Below are 18,514 nucleotides of genomic sequence, written 5' to 3'. Positions count from 1 at the left end.
GCGACACCCCTGACGCTAACCCGGCGCCACCTCCGGGTCTGCGCATGATTACTCAGAACGGCCCGCGGATGGGGCCGGTCAGATCTTCACCGAGAGTGAAGCCGGTGGAGGCGGCAGCATGTGCACCCTCGCGGAGCTGATGTCGAAGTACAGTCCCACCAGTTCCAGTTGCCCGGCTCGTACCTGTTCGTCGACCTTGCGATAGGTCCGCAGGTTCTCCAGTTGCTGCTGCACGTTGACCTTGCACAGCCGGTCCAGCGCCCCGGCGTCGAGCGGTTCGTCCGCCGTCTCGATGAACGTGGCCAGGCTGTGGTAGCCGTGCCGCAGCCAGCGCCGCAGCCCCGGCAGGCTGCCCGCCTTCACCCCGCCGCTGAGCAGCCCGGACATCGCCCCGCAGCCGGAGTGCCCGCACACCGTGATCGTGTGCACGCCCAGCACCTGCGTCGCGTACTCGATGGCGGCCACGACGGAGTCGTCATGCGGCTCGGCGCCCCTGCGCGGCACCAGGTTGCCGATGTTGCGCACGGTGAACAGGTCGCCGGGGCCGCTCGCGGTGATCAGGCTGGGGATGACCCGCGAGTCGGCGCAGGTGATGAACAGGTGCGTGGGCTGCTGCTTGCGGGCCAGCTCGGTGAAGATGGGCCGCACCAGCGGAGCCGTACGCCGGTGATACTCCCGCGCACCCGCCGTCAGCTGGCACTCCACGCTGGCCGGACGGGGGCCGCCCGGAACGGGCATGCCGTGCCGGGCGGGGCGGCTGTGGCGGTGCGACCACGGCAGCCACCACCGGTCCGGCGCCCTCGGCGGAGTCTTGGACCGGGACCGGCGGGTTCCGCTGGCCGCCATGGCGTACCACTCGTCGTGTATCTCGTCGATGTCGACGCTGCCGCCCAGCCGCTCGTGGTTCAGCCGCCAGGAGTGGATCGCCTCGAAGGCGGCATTGTCCATGAAGTCGATGTTCAGGTCGAGGTCCACGGCCGCGCCGGGCGGGATGGCGCGCAGCTCATGGGTGAGCCGGGGCACGCCCAGGAAGGTGAGCGAGCCGGAGATCGTCGCGTGGAAGCGCCCGTCCTGCTCCGGCCGCGTCTTGACGGTGACCCAGGTCAGCCGCCGCAGCGCGAGCAGCGCGGCCAGCGCGAGACCGGCCAGCACACCCTCGGCGAGCCCGAGGACCAGCACGCCCCCCATCGTCACCAGGTAGACCGGCACCTCGCCGTGGCCGTGCACCTTCCTGACGTGGCCCAGGTTGACCATCTGCACGCCGATGAAGACGAGCAGCGCCGCCAGCGCCTCCATCGGGATCAGCTTGATCATCCAGCCGAAGCCGAGGGCGAACACGAGCACCCACACCCCGTGCAGGAACGCCGAGAGCCGGGTGCGCCCGCCCGCCTGCACGTTCGCGGTGCTGCGGACGATCACGCCCGCCACCGGCAGCCCGCCGAGCGCTCCGGAGACCATGTTGGCCACGCCCTGCCCGCTCAGCTCCTGGTCGAGGTCGGCACGGGGGCCGTTGTGCATGCCGTCGACCGCGACCGAACACAGTAGCGACTCGACCCCGGCCAGCAGCGCGACGAGCAGCACGGACGCCACGATCCGGTGCCAGTCGCCGGACGGCAGGACGGGGACGGTCCATGAGGTGACGCTGTCGGACAGGTCGATGCGGGTGACATCCCAGTTGAACGCCCACGCGGTCACAGCGGCCACCAGCAGCGCGGCCAGCGGCGCCGGCACCGCCTTGACCCGCTTGGGCAGGCGCGTCCACAGCGCCAGCATCGCGATCGTGAGCAGGCCCACCACGACCGTGTGGCCCTGCATCTCGGCGAGCTGCGCGGGCAGCTCCACGATGTTGGCCAGCGCCGAGCGCTGCGGCTGGCCGCCCAGCACGATGTGCAGCTGGGAGAGCGCGATGGCCACGCCGACGCCCGCCAGCATGCCGTGGATGACGGCCGGTGAGACCGCCAGCGCCGCCCTGGCCGCCCGGAACACCCCGAGCACCAGCTGCACCAGCCCGGCCATCAGCGTGATCATGCAGGTGGCCCGCCAGCCGTACGTCTGCACGAGATCCGCGACCACCAGGGACAGGCCCGCCGCGGGCCCGCTCACCTGTACGGCGGAGCCGCCGAGCGCGCCCGCCACGATGCCGCCCACCATGGCGGCGATCAGCCCGGCGGCGAGGGGGGCGCCCGAGGCCATCGAGATGCCCAGCGAGAGGGGCACCGCGATGAGGAACACCACGAGTGAGGCAGGCACGTCGTACCTGAGCGTGCTCAGCACGCGACGCAGAGTGTCGCCGATCATACGGCAAACCCTATTGCCCCGCGCGCCGGGGCCTTGAGGGGTCCTTGGCGGCTTTACAGATTAATGAGTGGCCGCCTCACTCAGCCGCTGGTCAGCGGTAGTAGTCGGGGAATTCCTGCTCGGGGGTGGTGGCGCGACGACGCCCGCCTTGGCTGCCGCCACCGGGGGCGCCCTGCCGGGCGCCTGCGTCGGGCGCGCCGCCGTAGTTGGGCCAGGCGCCGCTGCCCGCCGGCGGATCATTCCAGCCCGCCGGGAGCTGGCCGGGCGGAATGCTGGTGATGTCGCCGGTCTCGTACGCGAAGGTCTGCGCGATCTGACCGGGCGGGAGGCTGGTGATGTCACCCGTCTCGTACGCGAAGGGCGCCGGCTGCACGGGCGGGGCCGACAGCACGTCGTCGTAGGCCGAGACCGAACGCGCGGGCGCCGTGGGGGTGCCGGTCGCGGGGGAGGGGCCGGTCAGCGGGTCGGAGTCGTCGGCCACGGCCCAGCCCGCGCGGACCTCGTAGGACGCCGGATAGGAGGCGCGGGGGGCGGCGGCGGGCTGCTGCGGCTCGAACGCCGGCCAGGAGTCGCTCGACGGGGCGCCGGGCGCGGGGTCGTCGAGGATGTCGTGCTGCTGAAGCGCGGGCCACGAGCCTGACGCCGTCGGCACGATCGGCGGGTTGGTCCAGGTGGTCTCGAGCGGGTCGGTGTTGGCGCCGTAGATCGTGAACGGGGCGCTCGTCGGCGCGCCGTTGATGGGCGAGACCGGCGTGGCGGGGAACGAACCGCTGTTGGCGGCCGGAGTCGCGGGGAAAGCTCCGCTGTTGGAGGAGGCCGGCGTGGCGGGGAACGAACCGCTGCCGACGGCGGGGAACGCGCCGCTGGAGGTCGCCGGGCTGTTGGTGCTCAGCGACGTGGCGCTGCCGACGGCCGGGAAGGAGCCGGTGCCGGATCCGGGCTGAGGCCGGTTCGGCGGCGGCACCTGCTGGGCGCCCACGCCGAGGATGCTCATCACGTCGGGCGGGGTCGGGGCCGAGAACGTCACCGTGCGCTGGTCGGCCATCTCGGCGGCCGTCGGGGCCGGACGCTGCGCCGACTCCACGAGATCGGCCAGGCCGGACGAGGCGGCGGCGGCCGCGGGGGTGGGCCGCTGGGAACGCGAACGGTTGGGGCGGTTGGGCAGCGGTGCCTGGACGGTCGCCGCGTTGGGGTCGGCGGTGACGGGCTCGCGCTTGGCGGGCCGCTGCTCACGCTTGGCGCCGGGCCGCTGCTCGCGCTGGGCCGCCGTCGGCTGCTTCTCGCGCTCGGCGGGTCGCCCGGCGGGCCGTTCGGAAGGACGCTCGACGGGGCGAGAGGCGCCCTTGCGCGCCGCGACCGTGCCGCCGGCGCCGAAGCCGCCTTCTTCCGCGTCGCTGCGGATGTTGGCCCAGAACTCCTCGTCCTCGACGTCGGTGTGCGGGTTGCCCCACTCGTCCACGCCACGCTTGCCGCGCTGACCCGTGCGTACCGGCTTCGCCTTGGCCTCGCCGATAGGACTGAAGTCAGGGCTGAAGTTGTTCATGCGCGGTTCGCTCTTGGAGAACTCGTCCGTGGAGCGCGTCTGTGTCCTCTCATCCTTCTCGGCCATCTGCTTCAGCCGCTCAGGAGGGAGAGAGCTCTCCCGACGGTTCATAGAACGCATGCCCAGTGCCACGACGACGAGCACGAGGAGCACGACAGCGACCAAGCTGACTACGACCGCGATCATTGCACCACCCTCAAAGCCATGGCCTCCCTGCGGCACCGGTGAGATCGCGCGGCCATCGACGCGACCTTCCCCCTTTGATCACCAGCACCTAGCAATTGGATCTGATTGTGTCGGACCACTATGAGCGTTGTCACACCCTACGTGAAGAATTGGTAACTATTACTACGTTTAGTGATTGGTTTCTCACTGGATGTTCACCACCGTGAGCCGGCCGCGGGCGATGGTCAAGTCCGCGATCTTCTTCAAGACATCGGAGAGGGGGGAGCCCTCCGGGAGATCGACCTTGCCGCTCAGCGAGTAGACGCTGAACCGGTAACTGGCGTTCTTCACACATGGCGGCTGATAGCCCGCCTTGCCGCTGGTCACCTTCGCCTGGCTCGCGCCTTCCGGCGGGCTCGCGGCGGCGTTCGGCCCCAGCTCGGTCGTCGTCGCGGGGATGTTGTAGAGCACCCACTGGACGGCGGATTCTGATGGTGAGTGAGAGTCGACCACGATGGCGATCGACTTGGCGTCGGACAGGGGTTCGCTGGACCAGCGCAGCGGCGGGCTGCCCTGGGCGCCATCGCAGGAGAACTCGCTCGGCAATGGTTCGCCCTCGCGCAACTCCGGACTCGAGACGTTGATCTCAGCGATCTCCTTGGCCTGGGACCTTCCGACGAGGAAGTTGCAACCGGACGACGCGAGCATGACGGTCACCACTGTCACAGAGACAGCGATGCGTCTCACGCGTCTTGCCGTGTTACACAGCCCCATGCCGCATGATGCTACGCGGCTATCGGCCGTGCGCCGACCGTTTCGCGAGGGTCGGCGGTCGGTAAAGGACGGCAAAGCCGCCACAAAGCGGGCATGGGGGAGTGAACTTCGCCACATCCTGAGCGCCGCTGTTCTCGGCCCGCAGGCGGTTCGCCGGGGCGGGGTGGTCGCGGACGGCGCCGGAGAATCCTGCCGCGGCCTGCTGGTTCTCGAGGCCGGGGAGGCCGGGGCGGTTCGCCCGGCGGTTCGAGAGGTGCGGGGATCGCGAGTGTGGGCACCGTGTGCGGGGGTTCCGCCTCCGCCACCCCGGCGAAATCGGGGCGCCAGGTCGTCAGCCGCGGACCCGGCCTTTACCTGAGACGGCCTGTGCGCGGTGCCCGGTCAGGGCGGGAACACCTCGTCGAGGCTGGACATGCGGCAGCGCTCCCACTGTGGCCTACGGCACCGACACTTCTCCGATGACATCCGCCGCCTCTGGGAGATCACTGACGCGGGCGGGAGTCATAAGCTGGCCCTGTGACGACTTCTGGCCCGTTGCGTGATCCGGAACACCGTGTGTCGCCCAAGGCCGTCCGGCTCTGGCTGGCCGAGGCGTTGTTCGGGTTCGTGCTGCTGGTGGGCTGCTCGATCCTGGTCGCGCGCTGGGTCGGGGGGAGCGGGTGGGCGTGGGTGCCCGGCTGGTTCGCGGACGATCCGTGGCTGCTGCCCGTGGGGGTGGGGGTGCTGACCACCCCGTTCCTGATCGCTGAGCCGTTCGTGCGCTATGCGGTACATCGGTGGGAGTTGTCGGGCGATGTGGTCTACACCCGGTCGGGGTTCCTGACCCGGGAGTGGGTCTTCGTGCCGATCAGCCGGATCCAGACGGTCGACAAGGCGCAGGGATGGGTCGAACGGCTGCTCGGGCTGGCGACGCTGGAGATCCGTACGGCGTCCCACGCGGGGTCGTCGACGATCAAGGGGCTGGACTACGAGGTGGCGGCGGGGCTGGCGGAGGAGCTGGCGCGCCGGGCGGAAGAGCTCAGGGACGATGCCACATGACCGAACCTCCCCCCCACCCCACCGCACCACCTGGTCCCGAGGGCCCGCCTCCACCACCCTCGGCACCCCCGGTGCCCGTGCGGGCGCCGTTGCGGCTGAGTCCCAAGGTGCTGCTCATCCAACCGGTGCGGATGATCCCGTCGCTGCTCCTCCCGCTGGTCGGGCTGCTGTTCGTCGGCGGGTTCTCCGGCAGGTCGTACCTCTGGGCGGCGGTCGGGGTCGGCGTCACGTTCGCCTTCGCCGTCGTCCGGTGGGCGGTGTTCAGCTACGAGATCGTGGGCGACCGGCTGGAGATCAAGCGTTCCCTGATCAGCCGGTCGGTCCGTACCATCCCCCTGGAACGGGTACGCGGCGTGGACGTCTCCACCCCGCCCATGCACCGGCTGCTCGGCCTGGCCGTACTGAAGATCGACACGGGGGCGAGCGGCGACGCCGAGGAGGGCAAGCTCGACGGCGTCACCCTGGAGGAGGCCGAACGCCTGAAGTCGGTCCTGCTCCGCCGCACCCGCGCGGCCCGCGCCGCCGAGCACCCCACCGCCACCGGCCCGGCCCCCGCGTCTGACGGCGCCTCCCACTCCGTCGCCGTCACGGATTCGGCCGGCCCACCGCGCGCCACCGCACCTGGGCACACGGCGGAGGCCGATCGGGAGATCATCAGCGTTCCGTGGACCTGGCTGCTGTACGGCCCGCTGTCCGGCGCGTACCTCCTGACCCCGTTCGCGCTGGCGGGCGGCGCCGTGGGGTTGGCGTTCCAGTGGGGGGACGACCTCGGCTTCGGCCGGGACGCCGCGCTGACCGTCGGGGAGTGGCTGTGGGAGCACCCCTACCTGCTGCTCGCCGTGGTGCTGCTGCTCGTGGTGGCGATGCCGGTGGTGGGCGGCGTGATGTACGCGGTGTTCAACTGGAACTTCCGGCTCACCAGCCGCGACCGCTACCTGGTGGCGGAGCGCGGGCTGATCAACCGGCGCAGCGTGTCGCTGGAGGCCCGGCGTGTACGCGGCTACGAGATCGTCGAGGGACTCGCCGAGCGCTGGGCGGGCGTCGCCCGCGTCTGGGCCATCGTGACAGGACTCGGCGACACACAGACGCGCGGTCAACTCCTGCCGGACGTCCCGCGCGCGGTCGCCTTCAAGGTCACCGGCGACGCCATCGGCTCCTACCAGGCCGAACTCCGCCCCCACCCACCCATCGCCCGCAACCGCCGCCTCTTCCGCGCCATCGCCCCATGGCTCCTGCCGGCCGCCGTCACCGCGCTGACGGCTCTGCTGACCGCCCAGTCGGCCTGGTGGATCGCGGCCGTGGTCGCCCTCCTCCTGGCGGGCGCGGGGATCCCCCTGGGCCTCGACCGGTACAGGTCTCTGGGACACGGATACGACGGCGTACGCCTGGCGGTCCGCTCCGGCTCCCTCCGCCGATCACAAGCCGTGGTCGAACGCCGCGCGGTGGTGGGCTGGCACCTGAGGCAGACCTGGTTCCAGCGGCGGGCCGGCGTGTACACGCTCACGGCCGGGGTGGGAGCAGGCAAGGGCGGCTACTCGGCGATCGACGTCTCCCAGTCCCAGGCGATCGGCTTCCCGGCCGAGGTGACGCCGGAATGGCTGGCTCCGTTCATCGAGAAGGGGGAGTAGGCGGGCGCGCGTTGCGCACCGCCGCTCCCGGGGGGCTTGCCGCTCACCGGGCCGTGGAGGTCCTGCCTGGTTTTGAGACCACCGACGAGCCGCCGGGCGACCGGTGTCGGTTCGGCGACGGCGGGTCCCAGCGTCGGCAAGGGGCCGGGGCCGGGTAACCGGCGTGGTGGGTCGGCAGGGTCGGTCACGACGGCGCCTGGGTGGCGCTCGGGCAGGTGTGATGGCGTTTCCAGCCGTCAGTGCGGGACGGCGCGTTCCGGCGTCGGTACAGGAACGGCGCGTTCAGGCACTGGTACGACGGGGCGAGGCCGGGGCCGGGCGCCGGTGCGGTCGGTGGCTGGTCGGTTAGTCCTGGCGGCGGGCGCCGAACATGATCTCGTCCCAGGTCGGTACCGAGGCGCGACGCCCCCTGGAGCCCTTGCGCGGCTGACGGGCCGCGGGGGCAGGCGGGGGAGAGGGCACCGGGACCGGGGGCTCCTCCTTGGCCGCCGGCTGCTCGGGCTTCGCGGTGCCGTCCTTGCTCGTCCTCGCGGCCGGCACGGCGGGCTCAGGCGCGGCCGGCTCAGCCTTGGCCGCCGCAGGCTCAGCCTTGGATTTGGCCACTGCGGGCTCGGGCTTGAGTTCGGCCGCTGCGGGCTCAGCCTTGGGCGCGGACTTGGGTTCCGCCGCTGCGGGCTCAGCCTTGGTGGCCGGTGTTGGGGTGGGTGCGGGTGTCGCGGAGTCGGCCTTGGGCTCAGGCTTCGTGGGCTGAGGCTTTGGCTGTGGTTTGGGCGCGGCTGCGGTGGGCGCGACTGCCGACTGCGACGTTGCCTCGGGCGCGGCCTTGGAGGGCTGCTTGGAGGCGTCGGTTGCCGTTGCGGGGGCGCTGGTGTCCGTGGCAGCCACCGCCTCGGGGGCAGGCGGTGTCGTGACGGCGTCCGGCTTTGCTGGGGTCTCGACCGCCGTGGCGGCTTCCTGCCCAGCGGCTTCCTGCACCGGGGCTTCGGTCTTGCCCTCCGTGGCCGGGGACGTTTGCGGCGTGGTCACCGTGGCGGGGCCACCGGACTGCGACTCGATAGCGGTGTCGCTGGACTGCGACGCGATGACGGCCTCGTCGGACTGAGGCTCAGCGACCGCCCCGACGACCTTCGACTCGGTGAGTGCGCTGCTGGTTGGCGTCTCGGGGACGGCGATGGTCGCCTGCGACTCGGCCGTGACACCCAGGGCGGGCTGCGACTCGGCCGTGACTCCCGTGGCGGGCTGCGATTTGGCCGCGACCTCCGTGGCGGGCCGCGACTCGGCTGGGGGTGGTGTGGCCGGCTCCGGGACAGTGCTGGGCTCCGGAGTCTCGGAAAGGCGTGCGTTCTCCGCTGCCGGGGTGTCGGTGCGTGCCACCGTGGGCACGGCAGACGGTGAATCCGCAGCCGAGGACGCATCGGTGGTGGGCGCCGACTGCGCAGAGGCCTGCGCGGCGGATGCGGGCGCCGAGTCTGCGACAGCAGCGTCCGTGACTGGGGCGTCCGAGATGGCAGCCTTCGTAGCGGCGGTGTCCGTGGCAGGGGTGTCCGAGACACGGGCGGTCGCCGTGGCGGGTTCGGCTATGGCCGGGGCCGTTGTGGCAGCGGCGTCAGACGCGGGGGCTGAGGTAGCAGGGGCAGGCGGCGCGTAGTTCGCCGGCTCTGTAGCGCGGTCAGCCGCCGCAGGAGCGCTCGAAGCCGGGTTTCCGACGGCGGGGGCGCCAGTGGCCGGGCCGTCTACGGCGGGTGCGTTAGCGACCGAGCTGTCCACGGCGGGCGCGCCGGCGGCAGGCCCGTCCACGGCGCGGGCGCTGGTGGCCGGGGCCTCAACAGCGGGCGCGTTGGCGACCGGGCCCTGTACGGCGCGGGCGCTGGTGGCCGGGTCTTCAACGACAGGCGCGTTGAAGACCTCGCCCTGCACGCCGGCTGCGCCGGTGGTCGAGCCCTGCACGGCGGGCGTGCCGGCAATTGGCGTCTCTACGGCGGGTGCGCCGTAGGCCCCAGCACGCGTACCAGGGGTCGTGGCCGGGGGCAGCGTGAAAGCGTCCTCGGTGGGACGGTTACCCGAAGGCGCGACGTCACGGGTCGCCGGGGCGTAGATGGCCTCGCCGTCCCGGCCCGCCGGGCGGTCGGGAGTGCGGGGAGTGTCGTAGCCCGGGAGCCAGGGCGAAGGCTCGCCGGGGCGGCCGGCGTCCTGTGCGGGCGGCTCGGCACGGTAGCCGGTGTTGTGCGCGGGCGGCTCGGCGCGATAGCCGGGGTCCTGCGTCGATGGCTCGGTACGGTAGCCGGTCTCCTGCGCGGGCGACTGGGTACGGTAGCCCGTCTCCTGAGCGGACGGCTCGGCGCGGTGGCCGGTTTCCCGGGCGGCGGGCTCGGTGCGGTAGCCGGGCTCCCCAGCGGGCGGCTGCGAGCGATAATCCCGAGAGGGAGGGTCTGAGCGGTGGCCGGGCTCCGCCGTACGGCCCGAAGGGTCGGCCGGGGCACGGTCGAAAGGGGCCTCGCGGGCGGGGGTGAAGGGGGCCTCGCGGGACGGGGTACGGCTGTAGGACGGCTCCGTGCCCCTCGGCTGGTAGCCGACCGCCGGCTCCTGCGACTCGGGCTCGTGCCGGACCATCGCGGGGAACGGCAGCGGGTCCGACGCGAGCGGTGGCACCGGCTGCAGCTTGGCCACGCGCGGCGTGAACGGCGTGACCGTGGTGTCCTCCACCACGGGGCTGGGGTCGAAGTCGGCGGCCGAGAGCCGCATCGACTCGTCGTCGTGCGGCGTGACGTGCCGCCTGCGCGGGTCGAAGAGCCACTCCGCGTGCCTGGTGTGACCGTTCCAAACGTAACCGAGCTTGACGCGCCAAAGGCCGTCGTCGCGCTTGGCGGAGTCCCAGTCGATCTCGTCGGTGGGCACGCCGCGCCGGGTCAGCCGTTCGGCGACGAGCTCGCCGAGCGTCGGGCCGGCCGAAGATTCTCCGGGCATGCGTACGGACACGCGCTGCGCCTGTTGGGCCACGTACTCGCGCTCCTGGAGCACGGGGCCCTCGAACCAGCGGACGCGTTCGACCGGGATGCCCGCTGTCGCGGCGATCTCCTCGGCCGTTTCTCCGGCGCGAATGCGGGCCTGGATCTCCTTGGGGCGCAACGGACTCTCCACTTCGATCTCGTACTGGCCGAGACGGGAGAAGTTGCCGCGGACGGCAGCACGGAGCCGGTCGTCCACGGGAAGCGTGAACCGAGTACCTCGCCCTGCTGTCGCCAGCACGAGATAGGTACCGTCCTCACTTACCGCGACGAGTCGGAGCTCCTGCATGCGAGTCCCTTCGTCAGCGTGCTGCTCATTCTTCCCCCGGACCCTTGAGTCTCTCGCGTGTGCCGGTTGCCTGCCAGCACCGTACCCGGCATGTCCGAACATCGCCTTCATGGGATAGCCCAGTGGCGTTGTGACGCCGGTCACATTTGTAGATTCCATCATGTTCAGGGTCTGCCGGTGCGCATTGCCCTCGACGGATTCTGGCGAATAGTGTCCCGCGCCGCCGTGCACTTCAGCCAAGACGCCAGAACGGATGGGTTGGCACCCGGATGGAGCTCCAGGTAGCGGGCGGCGGCTCCGGCCAGGTAGGGGGATCTGGTGGAGTACGTCTCGCCGGTGGGGGCCAGCCGGCACCCGCCCGTGTCCGCGGACGCGACGACGAACACGCCGGACCGTGCCAGGCGGGCCATGGCGGTTCGCAGGGCCGGGGAGCGGGCGCCGTCGATCGAGAGATTGGCGACGGCGGAGCCATGGGCGTGTCGGCGTACCCAGTCGAGACCGGCCAGGACGTCCGACAGGCTGCCGGAGCCGCCGCAGCCGAGCACCCGTACGGAGGCGATGCGGGCCCGCGGCGCCACGCCGTGTGACCGGCCGGCTATGACGCGCGCCACCCGCGTGCCGTGGCCGCCGCAGTCGTCGCCGGTACGACCGGTGGCGTCGAAGGCCCGCCAGGCCCGATCTCCGAACCCGCCCGCCCTGCGCGGGCCACCCATCGGCTGCCCACTGACGCCGCTGTCCACGATATAGACCGTGACACCTCTCCCGCGGGCCCGGGAAGGCCCGGTGATCGGCCTGGCGTGGATCGGGCGGGCGGCCCCCGTGATCGGCATAGGGTGGATCTCGCGGTCGGGTTCGATCGCCAGGACCCGCGGATCCGCGCGGAGCTCCGCCAGTTCGGTCGCGTTCACCCAGGTGGCGAAGCCGGGGATGGCCGCGGTGTAGAAGCGGCGCACCCGCCATCGCATCGCGCCGACCAGGTCACGGGCCGCGGCCCGGTTACGGGCGGTGACGATGTACGGGCGCGTAGGCTCGATGACCGGCGGCCGGAAGGCGAGACCGGAAGCGGGCGCCATGGCGAGGGGAATCGCGGTGGTCACGGCCGTCGCCACGGCCGCGGCGAGGTACAGGGAGGGCAGGCCGATTCGTCGGGGCACGAGCGACGAGGGTGTCTGTCGCACACGTCACAGGAACAACAGGACACGCGCTCGCGTCTATTCACGAGAAAGCTCTTTACCGAACACAGGCGAGCACAGGCGAGAAAGGACTGATCCGAGGGGATGAGCGGCGAGCAGCGGAAGTTCGAGCTGAGCGTGCCGCAGATCGCGGGTAGTGCCCTGGCGGCCGTCACGGCCGCGGTCGCGGCCTCATACCTCGGTGTGGGGGGAACGGTGATAGGCGCGGCACTGATGAGCGTGGCCAGTACGGTCGCCACCGCCGTCTACACGCACTACCTGAAGCGCACGGGCGACAAGGTCAAGCAGCACACGGTGATCGCCTGGCGCGAGTACGGCCCTGAGCGGCCGCCACTGGAGCGGGACGAGGGCCAGGGCGAGCTGGCGACGGCCGTACTGACAACGGTGCGGGAAGGCGAGGAGAGCCGGGGCGAGTCCACGCTGGTCATGGCGCCGATCGAGGTGCCGGCGCCGAGGCGCGTGCCGTGGGCGAAGACGGGCGTGGCCGCGGCGCTGGTGTTCGGGGTGAGCATGGGCGGCATCCTGGCCTACCAGACGATCGCTCAGACGACCGTGCACGACCAGCTCACCGGCGCCAAGCCGGGGACCAAACGCGACGAGGCGCCCGCCAAGGAGAAGAAGCGTTCCGAGGAGCCCGCGCTCCAGCCTCGGACGACGTTCTCCGGCACCCCGGCGACACCCAGCGACACGCCGACCGGATCGCCCACGCCGACGGCCTCGCCGACCCGCACGTCCCAGAGCCCGACGCCGGCGCCCACCGCCACGGGCAAGCAGACGAGCAAGAACACGGTGGAGCCGTCCGCCCCGTCCGCGACCACGACGGCCCAGGACCCCGGCGACCTGACCGAGGAGACGTCCGTGCCGACCGAGGTGCCGCAGTCGCCACCGGTGCAGCAGGACAAGGAGACGCCGTGATGGTGGGCCCCTATCCCAGCACCGTCTCCAGGTAGGCGTTGCCGAACAGCCGCCCGGGATCCAGCCGATCCCGCAGCGCCACGAAGTCCGCGAACCTCGGGTACACCTTCTCGAGGTAGGCCGCGTCCCGGGTGTGCAGCTTGCCCCAGTGCGGCCGCCCGTCCAGCCGCGTCATGATCTCCTCCACCCCGGCGAAGTACGCGGGGTTGGGCGTGGGCCGGTACATGTGACAGGCGATGTACGCCGACTGGCGGCCGTACGCCGTGGACAGCCAGGCGGTGCCGGGCGGCGTGACCCGCACCTCCACCGGGAACGTGATCCGCCACCCCATCCGCTCCACCAGCGCCCGGGTCTCCCGCAGCGCCTGGCCGAGGTGCTCGCGCGGCACCGCGTACTCCATCTCCAGGAAGCGCACGTCCCGCCGGGAGGTGAAGATCTTGTACGACGCGTCCACGGCCTCCGACTCGCCGAGCGCGGCGGCGCTGACCCCGTTGATCCGCGGGATCAGCCCAGGAAATCGCGCCCCCACGGCGCAGGCGGCGCCGAACAGCGTGTTCTCCAGGAACACGTTGTCCAGCCAGTACTTGACCGCGCCGGGCGGCCGGGCCGGGCCGGGATCGCGGTTGTTGGTCTTGACCAGGCAGGCGTCGGTGTGCGGCAGCCAGAAGAAGTCGAGATGCTCGTTCTCCGAGGTCAGGGAGTCGAGCGAGTCGAGGATGGCGCTGAGCGTCATCCTGCGCCGCCGGTTGCGCAGCAGGAAGGCGGGCTCCACCCGGAACGTCACCGAGGTCAGCACCCCGAGCGCGCCCAGCCCCACCCGGGCCGCGTCGAACAGGTCCTCGCCGGGGCCGGCCGTCACCACCGAGCCGTCCGCGAGCACCAGCTCCAGCGCCACGACCTGATCGGCCAGGCCGCCGCTGTCGCGTCCCGTGCCGTGCGTGCCGGTCTGGATGGCGCCCGCGACCGTCTGCTCGGTGATGTCGCCCATGTTGGCCAGCGCCAGCCCGCGCGCGGCGAGCAGCGAGTTCAGCACCCGCACCGGCGTGCCGGCGAGCACGGTGACGCGGTCGCCGGTGACGGACGTGAGGCCGGTCAGCGCGGAAGGGCGGAGCATGATGCCGTCGGTGAGGGCCACCCCGGTGAAGGAGTGGCCCGTGCCGATCATGCGCAGGCGCCGGCCGCCGGCGGCGGCGTCCCCGACGGCGCGTACGACGTCCTCGGTCGACGCCGGCGTACGCACCTCGGCGGGCGCGGCCGTCTGGTTGCGGGCCCAGTTCGTGAAGGCCATGGCCGCCCTTGCGCTAGAGCTTCGTTCCGTTAAACGTGAACGATACTCAGTTCTCCCAGCCTTCGGGAACCGGGAAGGCGTCCCCGGGCTGCAGGTTCTGCGACTTGATGACGTCGGAGACCTTCACCAGCGTGTAGCCGCGGCTCTGCAGCAGCTTGACGAGCGACGGCATCACGTCGACGGTCTGCTTCACCCAGTCGTGCATGAGGATGATGCCGTCGCGCTTGGCCACGGCCAGCGTCTGCTTCTTGATCTCCGCGGAGTTCTTGGTCGCCCAGTCGCGCGAGCCGGCGGTCCAAAGGATCATCGGCATGCCGAACTCGGCCGCGACCTCCGAGGTCTGCACGTCCAGCATGCCGTACGGCGGGCGCAGCAGTTTGGGCTCGACGCCCGCGGCCTTCTTGACGGCGTCCTGGGTCTTCTGGATCTCGTTCTTGACGGCGTCCGGCTCGATGGTGGTGAAGTTCGGGTGCGAGTAGCTGTGATTGCCGAGCTCGTGGCCCTCCTTGGCCATGCGCTTGACGAAGGCGGGGCGGCTCTTCACGTACTGGCCTTCGAGGAAGAACGTCGCCTTGGCGTTGTACTTCTTCAGCGTGTCGAGGAGCGTTCCCGCGTACTTGCCCGGCCCGTCGTCGAAGGTCAGGGCGATGCACTTGAGCTGCGCGCAGTCGACTGCCTTCGCCTTGGCCTGGGCGACGGCAGCGGCCTGGACGGGCGCTTTCGGGGTGGGGGCGGCGGATGCCGCCGTTGGTGTCAAAGTGACGGCAACAGCCGCGATAGCAAGAAGTGAAACGATTTGTCGGGACATGCGAAAGCTTTCGTGTGTGAAGGGTGTTGCGAGGGTTGTCCCGACGGTAGCGGATCAGTTCCCGGCAGGTGAAGGCGCCTCGGGAAGTCTCAGCAAACCCGAACCTCCGATGCCCACGACGACCGCGACCGCCGCGGCGGCGAGCGTGAAGCCGTACGCGTTGGACGCCCCGAACGCCTCCGTGAGCCGCCCACCGGCCCAGGCCCCGATCGCCACCCCGAATCCGATCGAGGTGGAGATCCATGCCAGCCCCTCGGTGAGCACCGCGGACGGCACGAGCCGCTCGGTGAGCGAGAAGCCGGTGATGAGCGTCGGCGAGATCGACAGCCCGGCGAGGAACAGGCCGAAGGCCATGATCCGCGCGTCACCGATGAACATGATCGGCAGCAGTCCCACCACGAGCAGCCCGAGCGCCCGCACGAACCGGCGGCGTAGCGAGAGCCGCCAGTGCCGCGAGCCGAACCAGAGCCCCGACACCATCGACCCGCCCGCGATGGCGGCCAGCAGGAACCCGGAGGCACCCTTGACCCCGTGCTCCTCGGCGAAGGCCACCGTGATCAGGTCGATCGACCCGAACACCGCTCCCAGTGCCAGGTAGACGCAGGACAGCAGGGCGATCCCCGGGATCAGGATGGCCGCCCCACCGCCGCCGTCACCCGGCCGCACCGCCGGCTGGGTGCGCCGCTGCGCCGCGAGCGCGAGGGATCCGCCGAGCATGCAGATCAGCGCCACGAGCAGTCCCATGTACGGGTTGACCGCCGTGGCCAGCACGGTGACCAGCGCGGGCCCGGCAACGAAGATCATTTCGTCGGCGACGGACTCGAACGCGAACGCCGTGTGCAGCTTGGCCGAGCCGGCGTGCAGGGTCGACCAGCGCGCCCGCACCATCCCGCCCAGGGACAGGGAGGTCGCGCCGACCGCCAGCCCGGCGGCGTACAAGGTCCATTCGGGCAGCCCGAAGCCCGCGGACAGCATGAGCGCGGCCAGCGAGAGCCCGTTCACGATCGAGAAGGGCACGATCACCCGGGCCTGCCCGAACCGGTCGACCAGCCGCGCGGTCAAAGGGGCGGCCACCGCGAAGGAGACGTTGGTGGTGGCCGCGACGGCGCCCGCGGTCGCGTAGGACTCGGTGAGGCCGGAGATCAGCAGGACGATGCCGATGCCGAGCATGGACATCGGCATCCGGCCGATGAAGCCGGCCAGCACGAATCCCTTGACGCCGGGCCCGTTGAACAACCCCCGGTAAGGCCCGACCACGTCTGTTCCCCTCCCCAAGTGCGTCCCAACCTTTACGCACGCGCTGACCGGACAGCAAGTGATTTTTCCGGCAACTCGGCTAACGTGTGCCGGGTGTCCGGTCTTCCCTCCTTCCGTGCCGTCCTGATCGTGATCGCCTCGGTCATGGCCGTTTCGGTCGTGGCCGTGGGGGTGGCGCTGTCCACGCGGGACGACCTTTTCGCCAGTACGGCCGACAAGCAGCCGGTACGGAAGGCGCAGAAACCAGCCCAGAAGCCGCAGCAGCAGACCGCCGGTCTGGACAAGATCGTGCCCACCGCCGAGCCGGTGAAGGACTTCGGCGAGGGCGGCCCCAGCGTCACCCCGACCCCGCCCCGCGTGCTCGCGATCGCCCGCGCCGAGGTGCCCAAGCCCACCCGCTTCGCCCTGGCGAAGCTCAAGCACGTGCAGAAGGTGGCCGTCGTCGACGCGGGCTCCGTCAAGGTGTCCGGCACCGGCCTGAACCTGCTCGCCGTCGACCCGGCCGACTTCCGCTCCTGGACGCCCAAGGCCGTCGCCGACCAGCCCGCCGTGTGGAGCGCGCTGTCCAGGGGCGAACTGGTCGCCGACACCGCCACGGTCCGCAGGCTCGGCATGATCCTGGGCGCCGAGTACCAGGTGGACGGCGGCCCCCGGCTGCGCGTCGCGGCCTCGGCCACGCTCGGCCTGACGGGGATCGACGGCCTGGTGGGCGCCGACATGGGCAAGGCGCTCGGCCTGGCGCCGGGCGTCGCGGTGCTGCTGCACGGCAAGTCCGCCATCAGCGAGCCGGGCGTACGCAAGCTGCTCGGCAAGGGCGCCCAGGTCGTGACGCTGGGCGCGCGTCCCAAGGCGAAACCGAAGCAGACGGCCACGGCCACTCCGCAGCAGCAGGTCAACGTCGGGCGGCCGAGCAGCTACCTCGACCTCTACAAAGCCTCAGCCACCCACTGCCCCGGCCTGTCCTGGACGGTGCTGGCGGCGATCGGCCAGGTGGAGAGCGGGCACGGCCGCAACAACGGCCCGTCGAGCGCGGGCGCGCTCGGCCCGATGCAGTTCATGCCCGCCACCTGGAAGCACTACGGGGTGGACGGCGACGGCGACGGCAAGGCCGACATCTGGAGCCCGTACGACGCGGTGCCCGCGGCGGCCAAGTACCTCTGCGCCAACGGCGCCGGTCAGGGCGGCCAGAAGCTCCGCAAGTCGATCTGGTTCTACAACCACTCCTGGGACTACGTGAACAAGGTGATGGGCATCGCCGAGGCGTACGCCCGCGCCTACACCTGACGCCGCCGGGGCGGCGGGCAGCAGGTGAGCGCGCAGGGCTGCGGCTCGGGCTCGTCCATCAGCTCGCGGACCATGCGGACGAAGGCCGGGTGGACGCCCGCCGTCGCGGCCCGCTCCATGGGCAGGCCCAGCTCGGTGGCGACCTGCCTGGCCTCGGTGTCGAGGTCGTAGACGACCTCCATGTGGTCGGAGACGAACCCGATCGGCACCAGCACGACCGACCGGGCGTCGGTCTTGCGCAGGTGATCACAGACGTCCGGCTCCAGCCACGGCACCTCGGGCGGCCCGCTGCGCGACTGCCACACCAGGTCCCAGGGCTGGGTGCGGCCCAGCGCCGCGTTGACCAGCTCGGCGCTCCTGCGCAACTGCGCCTCGTAGAGGCCGCCGTACGGGCCCGCGGTGCGCGCCATCGAGACCGGCACGCTGTGCGCGGTGAACACCAGCCGGGCGTCGTCGCGGCCGAGCCGGTCGAGCGCCTGCCGGACGTGGTCGGCCATCGCGGCCACGAACCCCGGATGCTCCCCGAAGTGCCGCATCTTGACCAGCTCGGGGCCGCCCTTGACGGAGATCCTGGCGATGTCCTCGTAGTACTGGCGGCAGCTGGAGTATCCGGCGAAGGCCGAGGTGGCGAACACCGCCGCCTTGCGGACCCCGTCGTCCTTCATCCGCAGGACGGTCTCCTCGCCGAACGGGTGCCAGTTGCGGTTGCCCCAGTAGACGGGCACACCGACCACGGGTCGCAGCGCCTCGATGAGCTCGCGGTTCTGGCCGTTGATCGGGCTGACCCCGCCGAACCCCTGGTAGTGCTCGGCCACCTGCAGCAGCCGCTCACGCGGCACCCCTCGGCCGCGCACCACATTCTCCAGAAACGGCAGCACGTCGTCAGGACCCTCGGGCCCCCCGAACGACAGCACCAGCAGAGCGTCGTAAGTCCCCACGTACCAACCCTATTCCCGCTAGGGACCGCCCTCGCCCGCGAGGAAGGAAGTGCCGTCGCTTGGCTCACGGAGGGGGGCAACAAGCAGGTAG

The 18,514-nt window shown here is 71.4% G+C and carries 13 protein-coding genes; 4 read left to right on the top strand and 9 right to left on the bottom strand.

Annotated features, from left to right (window positions below):
• Positions 1-78 precede the first annotated feature (78 nt).
• The 3 genes from AB0B91_RS03655 to AB0B91_RS03645 all read right to left on the bottom strand — a co-directional run bounded on the left by AB0B91_RS03655 (position 79) and on the right by AB0B91_RS03645 (position 4,732).
• Entirely contained in the window at positions 79-2,298 is a 2,220-nt protein-coding gene (locus AB0B91_RS03655) for a bifunctional SulP family inorganic anion transporter/carbonic anhydrase (protein WP_358314783.1), read from the bottom strand.
• Between the two features lie 91 nt (positions 2,299-2,389).
• Positions 2,390-4,027 carry a hypothetical protein gene (locus AB0B91_RS03650; protein ID WP_358314780.1) on the bottom strand — a complete coding sequence of 546 codons (1,638 nt, stop codon included), beginning with the start codon at positions 4,025-4,027 and terminating at the stop codon, positions 2,390-2,392.
• Positions 4,028-4,210: 183 nt separating this feature from the next.
• Positions 4,211-4,732 (bottom strand): YbhB/YbcL family Raf kinase inhibitor-like protein, encoded by a 522-nt coding sequence (locus AB0B91_RS03645; RefSeq protein ID WP_358314777.1) that lies wholly within the window; start codon positions 4,730-4,732, stop codon positions 4,211-4,213.
• A 564-nt stretch (positions 4,733-5,296) separates the two neighbouring features.
• Here AB0B91_RS03645 and AB0B91_RS03640 point away from each other — a divergent pair.
• Positions 5,297-5,818, top strand: a complete 522-nt coding sequence (locus AB0B91_RS03640; protein WP_358314774.1) for a PH domain-containing protein — start codon at positions 5,297-5,299, stop codon at positions 5,816-5,818.
• The gene (locus AB0B91_RS03635) at positions 5,815-7,446 is read left to right on the top strand and encodes a PH domain-containing protein (RefSeq protein ID WP_358314771.1); all 1,632 of its coding nucleotides are present in this window, start codon (positions 5,815-5,817) and stop codon (positions 7,444-7,446) included. The genes AB0B91_RS03640 and AB0B91_RS03635 overlap by 4 nt, the downstream gene beginning before the upstream one ends.
• Positions 7,447-7,791: 345 nt before the next feature.
• Here AB0B91_RS03635 and sepH read toward each other — a convergent pair whose 3' ends face one another.
• On the bottom strand, positions 7,792-10,740 hold the full coding sequence (gene sepH, locus AB0B91_RS03630; protein ID WP_358314768.1) for a septation protein SepH: 2,949 nt from the start codon (positions 10,738-10,740) through the stop codon (positions 7,792-7,794).
• Positions 10,741-10,904: 164 nt separating this feature from the next.
• Positions 10,905-11,894, bottom strand: coding sequence for a S8 family serine peptidase (locus tag AB0B91_RS03625; RefSeq protein ID WP_358314765.1), 990 nt, complete (start codon positions 11,892-11,894; stop codon positions 10,905-10,907).
• A gap of 123 nt (positions 11,895-12,017) precedes the next feature.
• On the opposite strand from AB0B91_RS03625, the gene AB0B91_RS03620 reads away from it, so the two are divergent.
• On the top strand, positions 12,018-12,848 hold the full coding sequence (locus AB0B91_RS03620; RefSeq protein WP_358314762.1) for a hypothetical protein: 831 nt from the start codon (positions 12,018-12,020) through the stop codon (positions 12,846-12,848).
• Positions 12,849-12,858: 10 nt separating this feature from the next.
• Here the strand turns inward: AB0B91_RS03620 and AB0B91_RS03615 are convergent, their stop codons facing one another.
• The 3 genes from AB0B91_RS03615 to AB0B91_RS03605 all read right to left on the bottom strand — a co-directional run bounded on the left by AB0B91_RS03615 (position 12,859) and on the right by AB0B91_RS03605 (position 16,201).
• On the bottom strand, positions 12,859-14,136 hold the full coding sequence (locus AB0B91_RS03615; protein ID WP_358314759.1) for a D-arabinono-1,4-lactone oxidase: 1,278 nt from the start codon (positions 14,134-14,136) through the stop codon (positions 12,859-12,861).
• Positions 14,137-14,182: 46 nt separating this feature from the next.
• On the bottom strand, positions 14,183-14,893 hold the full coding sequence (locus AB0B91_RS03610; protein ID WP_358314756.1) for a polysaccharide deacetylase family protein: 711 nt from the start codon (positions 14,891-14,893) through the stop codon (positions 14,183-14,185).
• Between the two features lie 105 nt (positions 14,894-14,998).
• Positions 14,999-16,201, bottom strand: coding sequence for an MFS transporter (locus AB0B91_RS03605; protein ID WP_358314752.1), 1,203 nt, complete (start codon positions 16,199-16,201; stop codon positions 14,999-15,001).
• 93 nt (positions 16,202-16,294) lie between these two features.
• On the opposite strand from AB0B91_RS03605, the gene AB0B91_RS03600 reads away from it, so the two are divergent.
• Entirely contained in the window at positions 16,295-17,485 is a 1,191-nt protein-coding gene (locus tag AB0B91_RS03600; protein ID WP_358314749.1) for a lytic transglycosylase domain-containing protein, read from the top strand.
• On the opposite strand, the gene AB0B91_RS03595 is transcribed toward AB0B91_RS03600, so the two are convergent.
• Entirely contained in the window at positions 17,476-18,423 is a 948-nt protein-coding gene (locus AB0B91_RS03595) for a ferrochelatase (protein WP_214635880.1), read from the bottom strand. The genes AB0B91_RS03600 and AB0B91_RS03595 overlap by 10 nt on opposite strands.
• Between the last annotated feature and the right edge of the window lie 91 nt (positions 18,424-18,514).

This window comes from Nonomuraea sp. NPDC049141 (assembly GCF_040648415.1).
In the GTDB taxonomy this organism is placed as follows: Bacteria; Actinomycetota; Actinomycetes; order Streptosporangiales; family Streptosporangiaceae; genus Nonomuraea.
This window is presented reverse-complemented; position numbering and strand designations above follow the sequence as displayed.